Raw genomic sequence first — 14,183 nt, forward strand, 5'->3', positions numbered from 1 at the left:
ATTCCTCCTCCCAGTATATTCTGAATGGAAGAAAATTCAAAGATTTAAGGTTTTCCCAAACCTAAAGTTGGACAACCTTTGCCCACCCTATCGAACGTCTGACGGCCTCTTTCCACCCAGCGTATAGCCTTTTTCTCGTTTCTTCGTCCATATTCGGTTCAAAAATCCTCTCGGTCTTCCAGAGCTCCTTTATCTCCTTTAGCCCTCCCCAGTAGTCCACGGCAAGACCGGCCAAATATGCCGCACCTAGGGCCGTTGTTTCTTGTACAACGGGTCTAATGACACGCTTGTTGAGGATGTCAGCCTGGAACCTCATGAGAAAGTTGTTCCTCGTGGCTCCTCCGTCAACGCGAAGCTCTTTAATCTGCACCAGCTTTTCCATTTCATCAACGACATCGCGCGTGAGATAGGCTATCGCCTCGAGCGTGGCCCTCGCGAGGTGCTCCCTTCCTGTTCCCCGCGTTATTCCGATTATCAGTCCCCTCGCGAACTGATCCCAGTACGGTGCCCCAAGACCCACAAAAGCGGGGACAAAGTAGACTCCCTCGTTCGAGGCCAGCTTTTCGGCCATCTCCTCTGTCTCGGCGGCATCTTTGATGATTCTAATCCCGTCACGGAGCCATTGAACTGCTGCCCCAGTTATGAACACGCTTCCTTCGAGGGCGTAGGTGACCCTTCCATCAAGCCCCCAGGCTATTGTCGTCAGAAGGTTGTCTGAGTAGAGGAGCATCCTTCCAGTGTTGGCCAGGATGAAGTTGCCTGTCCCGTAGGTGGCTTTAACCATGCCCTCCTCAAAGCATGCCTGACCAAATAAAGCAGCCTGCTGGTCTCCAGCGTCTCCACTTACTGGAACCTCCGCGCCTAAGAGTTCTCTCTTTGTGTAGCCATAAATCTCACTCGATTCTTTAACCTCCGGGAGGATGGCCTCGGGAATATCGAAGATTTCGAGGAGCTCGTCATCCCATTCGAGCCTCTTGATGTTGAAGAGCATCGTCCTTGAGGCGTTGGAGTAATCGGTAACGTGCTCGCCTGTGAGTTTGTAGATGAGAAAAGTATCGACTGTTCCGAAGAGAACCTCCCCTTTCTCGGCCTTTCCCCTTAGCCCGGGAACGTTGTCGAGGAGCCACTTGAGCTTTGAGGCGGAGAAGTAGGCATCCGGGACGAGGCCGGTCTTCTCCTTGATTACATCTCCGTGTTCCCTCTTTATCTCCTCAACCATCTCTGCCGTTCTTCTGCACTGCCACACTATGGCGTTGTAGATGGGCTTTCCGCTCTTGTCCCACACGATCGTAGTTTCGCGCTGGTTGGTTATGCCTATTGCAGCTATCTGCTCTGGGGTAATTTTGGCGTTCCTAAGAGCGGTTTTTATCGCCTTAAGCTGGGCTTCCCATATCTCCTCGGGGTTGTGCTCCACCCAGCCGGGCTTTGGGTAGTGCTGGGGGAACTCGTACTGGCCAACGCCGAGGACGTTGCTTTCCTTATCAAAGACTATCGCCCTTGAGGAGGTAGTTCCCTCATCGAGTGAGAGAATGAACCTGTCCATCCTTGTTCCCCAGTAATGAGAAAAGTAAAAGATGGTATATTAGGGCTTCGGTCGTTACCTTACCTGAGTCCCAATCTCCTTAAGTATTCAATCATTCTCTCGACGTCGTTCGCTATGATGACCTCAAAGAGACCTTTTAGCTTCGCTAAGTTATCATTGAGGTAGAACAGCTCGTCGTTCTCCGTCCAGAGGGCAACCCTGAGGCCGAGCGAGCGGGCCCAGCCGAGCGCTTGTAGGGTCTTCTCAAGGCCGATTATTGGGATGGCCTCCATCGGGACGTTTATCGACCAGAGGTTGAGTTCCTCCTTGAGCTTTAGTATGAGCGGCACAACTTCCTCCCTGTCTATGAGGAGTCCCATGGTGGTCTCTCTGTCGTATTTGCGGTACTCCCTCAGGGCGTCGATTTCGAAGGAGGAAACCATGACTCTCTCGGGGTTGTTCTCCAGGACTATGCAGGCTGTTTCTTTGGCGGCATCAACGTCTTTGAGCTCGACGTTTATCAGGGTATCTTTCGGAAGGACCTCAAAAACCTCTTCCAGCGTGGGTATCTTCTCTCCCATACCTATGTCGGCCCTTTTTAGCTCTTCCAGCGTCATCCCCTTCTGCTTCCCGCTTAAGTTGCTCGTCCTGTCTATGCTCTCATCATGCATGACTATGACTTTTCCGTCCCGGGTGAGCCAGACATCGAGTTCGATTCCATCGGCCCCTGCCTCGATTGCCTCCTTGAAGGCCAGGAGGCTGTTTTCTGGGTACTTACTCATATATCCCCTGTGTCCGAGGACTATTACTCCTTTCCGTTCCCATGGCATGAACATCGCCCCAAACTGATAAGCCCAGTCACTAAAAAACTTTCCTCAGCTTTGCCGGATCGTCAGAGATGATAACGTCTACGAGGCTCTTTAGCCTCGGAACCCAGAGAAGCTCGTCCATTTGGTAGTTCCAGAGGTAAACCCGCAGTCTCCTCTTCCGAAGTGTCATGAGTAGGGTAATGAGATTTCTGTATCCAATATATCCCACTGCATCTATCGGCACGTGGATAGAATAAAGGCCTTTCAACCTTGCGAGATGGCTGATAGAGGAATAGCCGACTATTGAAAAGCCAACTCTGCAGAATGGGCATTCCTTCATGAGACGTTTCGCGATTTCTCTGCTCTCGGTTGAAAAGACAGTGTTTTCAAGGACTCCAAACCTCTCGGCTAGGGTTACAACATCCTCTACGGCTTCTATCTCCTTCATGTCGGCGTTGAGAGGAACGTCCCTGGATTTCTTGAAAACGCTTCCGACTGTTGGAATGAGCTTTCCATTGGGGTGGAGCCTTCTCAGCTCCCTAAGGCTCAGCTCCCGCAGATAGTGATAGGAACCATCAGCTTGGAAGCCCCTGTCGTGGTGGGTCACGAGCTTTCCATCGCCTGTGACCCTCACGTCGAACTCTATACCGTCGGCGTATCGGAGTACCCGCCTAAAGGCAGGAATGGTGTTCTCGAGCCTCCCTCTGAAGCCTCTGTGGCCGAGGATTACGATCCTCATCCTTACTACCACTCTTTATGGACATTAAAAATCCTTAAAAACCCATCGTTTTAATTCATTGAGGACTAAAATAGTCTGGTGATGAACATGAAGGACTTCAAGTACAGCAGGATATTCATCCTTGGTTTTGGCTTCTTTGGGATAAGTATAATATGGGCGCTCTACAACGCTTATGTGCCTATTTTCCTGCAGGACACGTTTAACCTCAGCAAGACTGTCACCGGCTTTATCATGACGATAGACAACCTCTTCGCAGTCATCCTCCTTCCATTCCTCGGGGCTCTGAGCGATATGACCCGAACGCGCCTTGGGAGGAGGAAGCCATACATACTCTTGGGTGCTCCTTTGGCGGCTCTTATGTTTGCACTTATACCCGTGGCCAGGGAGTACGAAAACTTGGCTCTCTTCATGGGGACCATTATCCTGATGAACTTCTTCATGGCTCTCTTCCGCTCGCCGGTCATAGCCTTCATGCCAGACATAACGCCGAGTGAGAAGAGGAGCCAGGCCAATGGGATAATCAACTTTATGGGTGGTCTTGGAGCGCTCTTTGCCTACTTTGGAGGCAAAATGCTCTACGACATCAATTATGTGCTTCCTTTCTACGTTGGCGCCGCGATAATGCTTCTCGCTAACCTCTTCGTGGTGCTTTTCGTGCCTGAGCCTGGGAGGTACAGGAAAGCGGGCGAGGTCAGGGTCAAACTGAGTCAACTCCTCAAGGAAACCAGCCGGAAGAGCTCCGGTGAGCTGAAGGAAAATCTTAAGGATGTCTTTGCTAGCAGGGAAAAGAGTCTGCTTGCGATACTGCTGGCAATATTCTTCTGGTTCATAGCATTCAACTCGCTAGAGACATTCTTTACGAGCTACGCAAAATACCATCTCGGAATTGAGGAGAGCACCGGTGCCTTTATGCTGGGCGTGTTCTCGCTTAGCTTTATGATATTCGCTATTCCAGCGGGCTTTCTCGGTGGCAGGGTTGGAAGAAAGAGAACCATAACCATTGGCCTGCTCGTGGTTGTGGCAATAATGCTCGCGGCCTACCAGGTCGGTGAAACCTCAAAACCCGCGAGCAGTTCCCTCGGAGACCCCGTTGTGATGACCTTTATGGGACTCTTCTTCGTGGGTGGCATAGGCTGGGCGATGGTGAACGTTAACTCCCTGCCAATGGTTGTGGACATGACCACCGAAGAAAAGCTCGGCGGCTACACTGGCCTCTACTACTTCTTCAGCCAGGCGGCAAACCTCGTTGCACCTCCTCTCTCTGGAGCCTTCATAGACGTTGCGGGCTACAAGACGCTGCTGCTATTTGCGACGGTCTTTTTCGTGCTGGCCCTCGTAACGATGCAGTTCGTCAGGAGAGGCGACATCGTAAAGAGCAAGGGGGATGTGTACGACTACGTGCCCGAGATGGACTGATCCTTTTCTCTTTATAATCTTAAAAGTCCTGCCTTCCGGAATATAGGAAATTTCATTCTTCAAACCAAAAACATAAAAACAGATTTTTCCAGAAACTTGTCTCAGCAACTGACTATGGGGGGTAAAACCATGAACGAGAAAAAGTTCAGCTGGAGTGTTGTTCTGGGCCTGGCGTTGCTCGGATTCAGCAGGAGCGTCGGCTGGGCACTGAACAAGGGGCTTTCATTCCCGCTGCTCTCGAGCTACACCAACTCGGCATTTGTGAAAGGAACCATACTGGCTGTTGAGGGTTTTATCGGCCTGTTCATTCCAGTTCTTCTTGGATATTACAGCGATACACTCAAATCAAAGCACGGAAGGAGAAGGCCTTTCATCATGATAGGCGGCATTCTCGCTGGAATCGCAGCGATGATGATGTACACGGGCTACGCTATGGGAGTTCCGCTCTGGGGCTTCGCCCTAACGTTAGCGTTCTTCTACCTGTCAATGCACATCTATACTGCCCAGTTTAGAGCTCTGATGCCCGACACAATAGAGAGCGGCCAGAGAGGGAAGGCCAGTGGGGTCATCACACTTCTCGAGTGGGCTGGAAACCTCTTCCTCTTCGGCTTGGCTGGTTACCTGATAGCCAAAGCAGTGGCAGAGACCGGCGAGAGCGAGGGAATCAAGGCACTCGCCCAGACCCCCTATCTCAAGATACCGTACATCATCACAGCTGCATTCCTCATTGGAGCGGCGCTCTTCGTTTACTTCATTGTAAGAGAGCCAGAGGCACCAGAGATAGAGGAGAATGAGAGCCTTACCGCATACCTGAAGAGCATCGTCAAGAACAGAGACTTCCTCAAGTTCTACGCGGCTCAAACACTCTGGTGGATGAGCTTCGAGTTCATAGCGATATTCCTTTACGGCATACTGGCTTACGTCCTTCACGGATCAGCGAGCGAGGAGAACGTCAAGGCAGTGACTTCTCTCGGACTTTACCTTATGGCACTCTTCAACATTACTGTTCTCCTCGGTGCCCTTCCTGGTGGCCTCATCTATGACAAGCTCGGCAGAAGGCTTAGCATAATCCTCGGCGGTCTCATATTTGCCCTCCCGCAGCTTTGGGGGGGGTTTATCAACACCCAGACCGAAATAGTGATTGCCCTTGGAATAGCGGGAATCGGCTGGGGAATCCTCATGGCGGCTTCTTATCCTGTCATCGGCGACTTGTTGACTCGCTATGAGAAGGAAGCCTTCACGGGCCGTTATTATGGCTTCTTTGAGGCCACCCGCTCCCTTCCAGTGCTCTTGGCGGGAATAGTCGGCGGTGCAATAGTTGACCTGGCAGGGGAGAACTACCGCGTCCTGTTCCCCATCGGGGCGATACTGGTTCTCCTGGCGATGCCGATGATATGGCACATGAAGAACCTTGAGGTCCATACGGCGGAGTTGGAGTGAGGTGATAAAATGGGATGGCTTACAGTTATTGCCCTTCTCGCCTTTCTGTTTTTGGCTTTTGTCGCTTTCGTGAGCTACAAGATGGTGAAGCCACCAAGGCTCATCGAGGACTGGACGCCTAAGGAGTTTGGCCACGACTATGAGGATGTCACGATAGAAACGCGCGATGGGCTCAAGCTGAGCGGCTGGTGGATTGACAACGGGAGCGATAAGACAGTGATACCGCTCCACGGCTACACTTCCAGCAGGTGGTATTCCCTCTACATGAAGCCCACAGTCGAGTTTCTGCTCAAGGAGGGCTACAACGTGCTTGTCTTCGACTTCCGCGCCCACGGGAGGAGCGGGGGTAAATACACAACGGTGAGCGATAAGGAGTTAACCGACGTCTTATCTGCCATCGACTGGCTGAAGAAGGAGCACCCAGACAAGGCGGAGAAGATAGGCCTAATCGGCTTCTCGATGGGCGCAATGGTGACCATAAGGGCCCTTGCAGAGGATGAAAGGACCTGCTGTGGTGTGGCAGATTCGCCGCCGATGGATCTCGACAAAACTGGAGCTAGGGGGCTCAGGTACTTTGCCAACCTGCCGGAGTGGCTCTACACCTTTGTCAAGCCATTCACCAAGCTCTTCAGTGGCGGAAGGGAAATCCACCCGATAGAGTACGCCGACAGAGTCAGAAAGCCCCTCCTCATCATAGCCGGTGAAAAGGACCCGCTCGTCAAGGTCGAGGAAGTCAGAGCTTTCTACGAGCGGAACAAGAGAATCAATCCGAACGTCGAGCTGTGGGTTACCGATGCCACCCATGTCAGGACGCTCAAGTTCCATCCCGAGGAGTGGAAAGCGAAGGTCGGGGAGTTTCTGAGGAAGTGGATGGCTTGAGAAGCTTTTGATTCCCTTACCCGTTTTCTCTGTGAAAAGCGGCCTCGGCTAACCCTCTTTTCCTCACCGCTCAGTGTGGCTAACGCTCGTCATCGGCCAAAAGAACTTCTCCCCAACCTTTAAAAAGAATCCGCCGAAGAAAAGCAGGGGATGAGGAGCGTTTACCGGTCTGAACCCGCGCTCCGTGCGGCACGTGATGACATCGGCACTGGCTGACCCCATCACTTCTTGAGGAGTTCGTGCTCAACCAGGGCGACGATGTCGTTGTGTATGTCCTTGACGCTGGCGAGGGCGTTCACTATCTTCATCTCCGGAAACCTCTCTGCGAGCTTGAGGTAGTTCTCCCTGACCTTCTTCTGGAGCTCCACTATCTTGTCGAACTCTGTCTTTATGCTTCGTCCGTTTATGCGCTTCATGCTTTCCTTGACGGGCAAATCGAGGAGGATTACGAGATCCGGCCTAATGGCGAAGCGGTTCAGGTCAATGAGCCAATCCAAATCGAGACCCCTCGCCCATTGATATGCCAGGGACGAGTAGAAGTAGCGGTCGGAGATGACGATCTTTCCAGCCCCTATAGATGGTTTTATCAGCTTGTGGACGTGCTCCGCTCTATCTGCTGCGAAGAGAAGCGCCTCAGCCTCGTGGCTTATTCGAGCTCCGTCTATTATGCCCTCCCTGCCGCCGGTGAGGACGAGCCTTCTGATGAGCTTTCCGAAGGCTGTATCTGTTGGCTCTTTAGTTAGAACCACGTCGTAGCCTTTTTCCTCGAACCACTTCGCTAGAAGCTTTGCTTGAGTTGATTTACCAGCACCATCTATGCCCTCGATAACAATGAACATTCCCACAGATGTCACCCCCAAAATGAACAGAGGGGGTTATTAAGGGCTCCCCTTTTAACGCTTTTCTTTCAGGATTTTGAGCCGATTTAAAAAGAAAGTAAAAAATCTTAGAGGTTCTTCTTCATGTGGTCGAAGAGCTTCCATATGCTTCCAAACTCGAGTTCTTCCCCGTCTTTGTAGAACTCCACCACGCCTTCTGGCCTGAAGCGAAGACCGAAGTCGTAGTCACCCTTGCTCAGCTTGTGGAGGAAGACCTCCTTTGGTTTTGGTGGCAGGTAACTCGTCATCATGTCGTTTATAAGCTCGGCCTCAAAGCCGAAGTGCTCGCTCATCCTCGGGAAGAAGAGAACTGCTGGAGTGTTCATGGCATCCACAAGGGCCTTACCCTTGATACGGAAGTTGTAGTGCTTGAAGATCTCATGCAGAAAGTCGTCGAGCGCGTTCGGGTAGTAGACCGTTGCACCTATATCGTTGGGCTGGGCCTCGATGAAGCTCTTGCTCTCCAGGATGGCCTTTATCTCCTCGCTGTCTATTCCGCTGACGTAGACACGAATGCCGCCGTAGTAGTAGACGTAGGCCAAAGGAAGGCCCTTCCTGTAGGCGAAGTCCTTGAGGGCTATGAGGGGTATCAGCCTGACGTCCATTATCGTCGAGCCCGTACTGACTATGCCGACCACCATTGCCCTTTTCCCGTAGCGCGAGATGGCTCTGCCGTCCCTTCCGACTATTATCGTGCCGTGGGATATCGTTCCTATTGCCCTTCCAAGCAGGGCGAGTTCCTCTGGATTGAATCTCTGGGAGTAATACACCTCCACCTTCACCACCTCAATCTGGCACTATTATACTCTCCTTATCAATCCTCGACTCCACCCAAATCTTGACGTTGGAGCCGATCTTGCTGAAGTCCTCGATGACCGTACTGTCGCCTATGACGCTCTCGGGCTGGATAATGACCCCCTTCCAATGTAGACGTTCTCGCCGATTATCGCTTCCCTAATCTCAGCCCCTTCCTCGATGGTAACATTTGAGAATATCACGGAACGCTCTATTTTAACGTTTCTGTCTATCTCCACATCGTCGCCGAGAACAGCGAAGCCCTGTAGTTCTGGCTTTCTGAGCCTGCATCGTTGCCCTGTAATCAAACTGCCCCCGTGTTCGAGGTTTCCCTTCAGGCTCTCTGCCCTGAGCTGTGGGAGTATCAGCCTGCCGTGAAAGATGTCCTATGTAGCCTGCAGATAGTTGGACGGCCTGCCAACGTCGTTCCAGTACCCCTGAAGGGGAAGCCGTAGGAGGGCAAGCCATTCTCGAGCATCCTCGGGAACAGGTCCTTGGAGAAGTCAAAGTTCTTACTCTTGGGAACGAGATCAAAGGCCTCCGGCTCGAAGACGTAGATGCCTGCATTGACCAAATCGCTGAAGGCTTCTTTCTGCTTGGGCTTTTCCTTGAAGCGGAGAATCCTTCCATCGTTGTTTATTAGGACTATACCATACTGCGTGGGGTCTTAGACCCTCGAGAGCGCTATCGTTGCCGGCGCCTTTTTCCTCAGGTGGTATTCGTAGAGCGCCCTGAGGTCGAGGTTTGTTAGCACGTTGCTCGAGACGACAAAGAATGCCTCGCCCATGTTCTTGACGAGCTTTCTCGTGGCCCCACTTGTTCCTAACTTAGCGTTCTCGCTGTTGGAGTAGTGTATCTCTATTCCATAGTCGCTTCCCTCGCCAAGGTACTCCATAATGCGCTCTTTGAGGTAGCCAACCAAGACGTACACTTCCTCAACCCCGGCCCTCAGGAGGTTTTGGAGGGCGTACTCCATGAGGGGCCTGTTGAGGAAGGGTATCATCGGCTTGGGTCTGTAGACTGTGAGTGGTAGCAGCCGCGTCCCCTACCCCCTGCCAAAATCACCGCCTTCATTCCACGCACCGCTATGTTGTTCTACTAAGAGTTAATATGTTTTGCGCATGGCTGAACTTATAAGTCCACCGGGGCACTTAAATTTCCGACAAACTATTTTAAGGTATTACTCTACTATTCTTGGAGGCGGTAGTATGAATGCTCTCGAAAGGCTTGAGAAACTCCTTGATAAGGAGCAGTTTGAGAAAATTAAGGCAATAGACAACCCAGAACTACACGAGTTTTTGGCCGAGTGGATTGAGTGGCTCGAACCGAGCAAAGTTTTCGTCTGCACCGATAGCGAAGAGGATGAATGGTATGTCCGCTGGAAAGCTCTCTATTATGGCGAAGAGAAGATGCTCGAAACTCCCAATCATACGGTTCATTACGACAACTACTATGACCAGGCCCGCGACAAGGCCAACACGAAACTTCTCGTTTCCGGCGGGAAGAGCTTACCGTTTCTCAACACCATTGACCGTGAGGAGGGCCTTAAGGAGATACGCGAGCTGATGAAGGGAGTAATGCGCGGTAAGGAGCTCTTCGTGTGCTTTTTCGTCCTCGGGCCGAAGAACTCGGTCTTCACGATTCCTGCTGTTCAGCTCACGGATTCTGCTTATGTAGCCCATTCCGAGTTCATCCTTTACAGGAAGGGCTACGAAGAGTTTAAACGCCTCGGAAGAAGCGCGCGCTTCTTCAGGTTCGTTCACAGCGCTGGAGAGCTCGACGAGAGGAAGACCAGCAAGAACCTCGGTAAGAGGAGGATATACATAGACCTTGAGGGCGAGACGGTCTACTCCGTCAACACCCAGTATGGCGGCAACACGATAGGCCTCAAGAAGCTCGCCTTCAGGCTCACCATCCAGCGCGCCGTTAGAGAGGGCTGGCTCAGCGAGCACATGTTCCTGATGAGGGTAAACGGCCCCAACGGCAGGAAGACCTACTTCACCGGCGCCTATCCGAGCATGTGCGGCAAAACCTCCACAGCTATGATTCCGTGGGAGAACATCGTCGGCGACGATTTGGCGTTCATCGTGCCCATGAACGGAATAGCACGCGGAGCGAACGTCGAGAAAGGCGTTTTCGGCATAATTCAGGGCGTAAATCCAGAGGACGACCCGATAATATGGCAGGTTCTCCACTCGCCCGTCGAGATAATCTTCTCCAACGTGCTCGTCAAGGACGGAAAGCCCTACTGGAACGATATGGGGACAGAGATTCCTGACGATGGGGAAAACCACAGCGGTCAGTGGTGGCGCGGAAAGAAGGATGAAGAGAGCAACGAGATACCGCCGAGCCATAAGAACGCGCGCTTCACGGTTTCACTCGAACACTTCCCGAACGTTGACATGGACGCCCTGGAAGCTCCTTGCGGCGTTGAAGTTGGCGGTATGATATTCGGCGGCAGGGACAAGGACACATGGCCTCCAGTTCGCGAGGCCTTCGACTGGAAGCACGGCATCGTAACTATGGGAGCGGCTCTTGAGAGCGAGACTACCGCCGCTACCCTCGGTAAGGAAGGGGTCAGGGCCTTCAATCCAATGGCCATACTGGACTTTATGAGCGTCCACATAGGGGACTACCTGAGGAACTACCTGGAGTTCGAGGGGAAGCTCAGGAAGGCTCCCAAGATATTCGCGGTTAACTACTTCCTCAGGAACAAGGAGGGTAACTGGCTCAACCACAAGATCGACAAAGCTGTGTGGCTCAAGTGGATGGAGCTCCGCGTTCACGGCGACGTCGATGCCATAGAAACACCGATAGGATACATACCCAAGTACGAGGACCTGGCGAGGCTCTCCCGTGAGGTTCTCAACAAGGACTACACTAGGGATGACTACGAAAAACAGTTCACAATAAGGGTTCCAGAGCTGTTGGCCAAGATAGAGCGCATCGAAAAAATCTACCGCGAGATTGGAAACATTCCGGAGGAGCTCTTTGAAGTTCTTGCTCAGGAGCGCGAGAGGCTGCTGAAGGCGAGAGAGAAGTACGGCGACTACATCAGCCCCTTCCAGCTGGAGAAGGTCTGAGCCCTTCTTTTCTTTTCCCTTCTCTGAGTGCACTTTTCTATGCACTCCCAAAACCCTTTTTAACTTTCTTTCTACATAGTATCACTGAAAATGATACATAAGTGGTTGCCAGGACTGACGTTGAAACTCCCATCCACGATTTAATCAGGGAGAAGCTTCCCAATCCCATAAAGGATTTAGCTGATCTGGCCTACAACTACTGGTGGAGCTGGAACAGGAGGGCAACGAGGCTCTGGGAGTATATTGATCCGGAACACTGGAAGGAACACAATAATCCGGTTAAGCTTCTTCTCGATGTTTCTGAGGAGCGCCTGGAGGAACTTCTGAAGGACGACGACTTCATAAACCTCTACGAGCTCGTTATGGAACAGTTCAGTGATTATGTGGATCCAAATTCGTTCTGGTTCTTAACCAACTATCCCAAGTGGGACAAGCCCATAGTGTATCTCTGCATGGAGTACGGCATAAGCAGGACTCTGCTCATATACTCCGGCGGCCTGGGAATACTCGCTGGTGACCACGTGAAGACCGCCAGTGACCTTGGTCTGCCTTTCATAGCAATAGGTCTGCTCTATAAGCACGGCTACTTCAAACAGGAGATAGACAGGGACGGAAGATAGATTGAGATTTTCCCAGAGTACAGGCCAGAGGAGATGCCGATAAAACCGGTTCTCGGAAGGGATGGAAAGCCACTCCTTATAGAGGTCCCCATAGAGGACAGAATCATTTACGCAAGGGCCTCCGAGGTTGAGGTTGGAAGGGTGAAGATATATCTCCTAGACACCGACGTTCCCGAGAATAGCGCGGACGACAGAACCATATGCGACTACATCTACAACGCCGAGATAGACAAGCGCATAAAGCAGGAGATACCCCTGGGAATCGGTGGAATGTGCCTTTTGGAAGCTCTTGGTATAGAGCCGAGTGTTGTTCATCTCAACGAGGGGCATCCAGCCTTTGCCAACCTCCAGAGGATAGCCTGGTACATGGATGAAGGGTTGACCTTTACCGAGGCGTTGAGTATTGTTAGGGAGACTACGGTTTTCACCACGCACACTCCAGTTCCAGCGGGCCACGACCGCTTCCCAATTGAGGAAGTCAGGAAGAGGCTCGCCAAGTTCCTTGAGGGTAAGGACGAGAGGCTCCTGGAGCTCGGCCGCGAGTGGAATGAAATCAACATGACCCTACTGGCCATAAGAACTTCCAGCTATGTCAACGGCGTTAGCAAGCTCCATGCCGAGGTAAGCAAGCGCATGTGGCAGAATCTTTGGCCCGGAGTTCCGCTGGATGAGATACCTGTCGACGGTATCACCAACGGCGTGCACACCATGACCTAGGTTCACAGCGAGATGAGAAAGCTCTTCGACCGCTATATCGGAAAGGCATGGCGCGAGCACACGAACATCGAGGGTCTGTGGTATGCCATCGAGAGAATTCCCGATGAAGAGCTCTGGGAGGTCCACCTTAAGGCCAAGAGGGAGTTCATAGAGCTACTGAAGAGGAAGATTAAAGCTAGGAACGAGAGGCTTGGAATAGATGAGCCCCTGCCTGAGATCGACGAAAACGCGCTCATCATATACTTCGCCAGGCGCTTTGTGACCTACAAGCGCGCCACCCTACTCTTCACGGACATCGAGCGACTCAAGAGGATCCTGAACGACCCGGAGAGGCCAGTCTACATAGTCTTTGGTGGAAAGGCTCATTCAATGGACGAGGCCGGCAAGGAGTTCCTAAAGAAGGTCTACGAGGTTTCCTCGATGCCCGAGTTCAAGGGCAAGATATTCGTCCTTGAGAACTACGACATGCGCAGTGCAAGGCTCATGGTGGCTGGAGTTGACCTCTGGCTCAACACCCCGCGCAGGCCGATGGAAGCGAGCGGAACGAGTGGAATGAAGGCTGGGCTGAACGGAGTGCTCAACGCGAGCATCTACGAGGGTTGGTGGGTGGAAGGCTACAACGGCAGGAACGGGTGGATTATTGGAGAGGAGAGCACGAAGCCCGAAACCGAGGCCGACGACATAAAGGACGCAGAGAGCCTCTACAACCTGCTGGAGAGGGAGATAATTCCGACCTACTACGGCAACCGCAAGAGATGGATTTACATGATGAAGGAGAGCATCAAGAGCATAGCCCCGCGCTTCAGCACCCACAGGATGGTCAAGGAGTACATGAACCTCTTCTATTCCAAGGCTATGAGCAACTACATCTGGCTCACGAGGGACAACTACGTCGGTGCCAAAGAGATAGCCACATGGAAAGACCGCGTTATCGGTACATGGAACAACGTGAGCATCAAAAACGTAGTCATCACAGACGGAAGCAGACTTCAGGTCATCGTCCACCTCGACGGACTTAAGCCCGAAGACGTTTGCCTCGAGCTCTACTTCGGCGTCCATGCCGAGGAGCATCACATAGAGAAACCGCATATCTTTGAGCTGAGGCATCCAAAGGAGCTCGGGGATGGAAGGTGGCTCTACACCTATGAGGGAAGCGCTCTGAGGCACCTCAGTGACCCCTACTGGCACTATGTGATAAGGATCTACCCCCACCACGAAAAGCTGTTTCACCGATTCCTGCTTGGATTGGTGAAGTGGAGAGGTCCCTTCGAGTGATTTTTTATTC

The 14,183-nt window shown here is 52.1% G+C and carries 9 protein-coding genes and 2 pseudogenes; 5 read left to right on the top strand and 6 right to left on the bottom strand.

Annotated elements, in window-relative coordinates; translation table 11 throughout:
- Positions 1 to 61: 61 nt before the first annotated feature.
- The 3 genes from glpK to A7C91_RS07380 are packed head-to-tail and all read right to left on the bottom strand — an operon-like array spanning position 62 to position 3,070.
- Positions 62 to 1,543 (bottom strand): glycerol kinase GlpK, encoded by a 1,482-nt coding sequence (gene glpK / locus A7C91_RS07370; RefSeq protein WP_068666246.1) that lies wholly within the window; start codon positions 1,541 to 1,543, stop codon positions 62 to 64.
- Positions 1,544 to 1,602: 59 nt separating this feature from the next.
- Entirely contained in the window at positions 1,603 to 2,352 is a 750-nt protein-coding gene (locus tag A7C91_RS07375) for a glycerophosphodiester phosphodiesterase family protein (RefSeq protein WP_068666248.1), read from the bottom strand.
- Positions 2,353 to 2,383: 31 nt separating this feature from the next.
- Positions 2,384 to 3,070 (bottom strand): glycerophosphodiester phosphodiesterase family protein, encoded by a 687-nt coding sequence (locus tag A7C91_RS07380; protein WP_068666250.1) that lies wholly within the window; start codon positions 3,068 to 3,070, stop codon positions 2,384 to 2,386.
- Positions 3,071 to 3,157: 87 nt separating this feature from the next.
- Here A7C91_RS07380 and A7C91_RS07385 point away from each other — a divergent pair, with 87 nt between their 5' ends.
- From A7C91_RS07385 to A7C91_RS07395, 3 genes are all read left to right on the top strand, one after another.
- Positions 3,158 to 4,486 (top strand): SLC45 family MFS transporter, encoded by a 1,329-nt coding sequence (locus A7C91_RS07385; protein WP_199920133.1) that lies wholly within the window; start codon positions 3,158 to 3,160, stop codon positions 4,484 to 4,486.
- Positions 4,487 to 4,615: 129 nt separating this feature from the next.
- Entirely contained in the window at positions 4,616 to 5,926 is a 1,311-nt protein-coding gene (locus A7C91_RS07390; protein WP_068666254.1) for an MFS transporter, read from the top strand.
- A 9-nt stretch (positions 5,927 to 5,935) separates the two neighbouring features.
- On the top strand, positions 5,936 to 6,805 hold the full coding sequence (locus A7C91_RS07395; RefSeq protein ID WP_068666256.1) for an alpha/beta hydrolase: 870 nt from the start codon (positions 5,936 to 5,938) through the stop codon (positions 6,803 to 6,805).
- A 221-nt stretch (positions 6,806 to 7,026) separates the two neighbouring features.
- Here the strand turns inward: A7C91_RS07395 and tmk are convergent, their stop codons facing one another.
- The 3 genes and pseudogenes from tmk to A7C91_RS07410 all read right to left on the bottom strand — a co-directional run bounded on the left by tmk (position 7,027) and on the right by A7C91_RS07410 (position 9,552).
- On the bottom strand, positions 7,027 to 7,644 hold the full coding sequence (gene tmk / locus A7C91_RS07400) for a dTMP kinase (protein WP_068667423.1): 618 nt from the start codon (positions 7,642 to 7,644) through the stop codon (positions 7,027 to 7,029).
- Between the two features lie 107 nt (positions 7,645 to 7,751).
- A complete protein-coding gene (locus tag A7C91_RS07405; protein WP_068666258.1) occupies positions 7,752 to 8,459 on the bottom strand; it encodes a phosphohexomutase domain-containing protein in 708 nt (235 codons plus the stop codon).
- Between the two features lie 10 nt (positions 8,460 to 8,469).
- Positions 8,470 to 9,552 (bottom strand): annotated as a pseudogene (locus A7C91_RS07410) (nucleotidyltransferase family protein).
- A 134-nt stretch (positions 9,553 to 9,686) separates the two neighbouring features.
- Here A7C91_RS07410 and A7C91_RS07415 point away from each other — a divergent pair.
- Entirely contained in the window at positions 9,687 to 11,561 is a 1,875-nt protein-coding gene (locus A7C91_RS07415) for a phosphoenolpyruvate carboxykinase (GTP) (protein WP_068666260.1), read from the top strand.
- Positions 11,562 to 11,662: 101 nt separating this feature from the next.
- Positions 11,663 to 14,173: pseudogene (gene malP, locus A7C91_RS07420) on the top strand (maltodextrin phosphorylase).
- The last annotated feature ends 10 nt before the right edge of the window (positions 14,174 to 14,183 follow it).

It is taken from the genome of Thermococcus piezophilus, assembly GCF_001647085.1.
GTDB classification, from domain to species: Archaea; Methanobacteriota_B; Thermococci; order Thermococcales; family Thermococcaceae; genus Thermococcus; species Thermococcus piezophilus.

Coding starts and splice junctions, on each gene's coding strand:
- glpK (WP_068666246.1), bottom strand. CDS start 1,543: ATGGACAGGTTCATTCTCTCACTCGATGAGGGAACTACCTCCTCAAGG.
- A7C91_RS07375 (WP_068666248.1), bottom strand. CDS start 2,352: ATGCCATGGGAACGGAAAGGAGTAATAGTCCTCGGACACAGGGGATAT.
- A7C91_RS07380 (WP_068666250.1), bottom strand. CDS start 3,070: ATGAGGATCGTAATCCTCGGCCACAGAGGCTTCAGAGGGAGGCTCGAG.
- A7C91_RS07385 (WP_199920133.1), top strand. CDS start 3,158: ATGAAGGACTTCAAGTACAGCAGGATATTCATCCTTGGTTTTGGCTTC.
- A7C91_RS07390 (WP_068666254.1), top strand. CDS start 4,616: ATGAACGAGAAAAAGTTCAGCTGGAGTGTTGTTCTGGGCCTGGCGTTG.
- A7C91_RS07395 (WP_068666256.1), top strand. CDS start 5,936: ATGGGATGGCTTACAGTTATTGCCCTTCTCGCCTTTCTGTTTTTGGCT.
- tmk (WP_068667423.1), bottom strand. CDS start 7,644: ATGTTCATTGTTATCGAGGGCATAGATGGTGCTGGTAAATCAACTCAA.
- A7C91_RS07415 (WP_068666260.1), top strand. CDS start 9,687: ATGAATGCTCTCGAAAGGCTTGAGAAACTCCTTGATAAGGAGCAGTTT.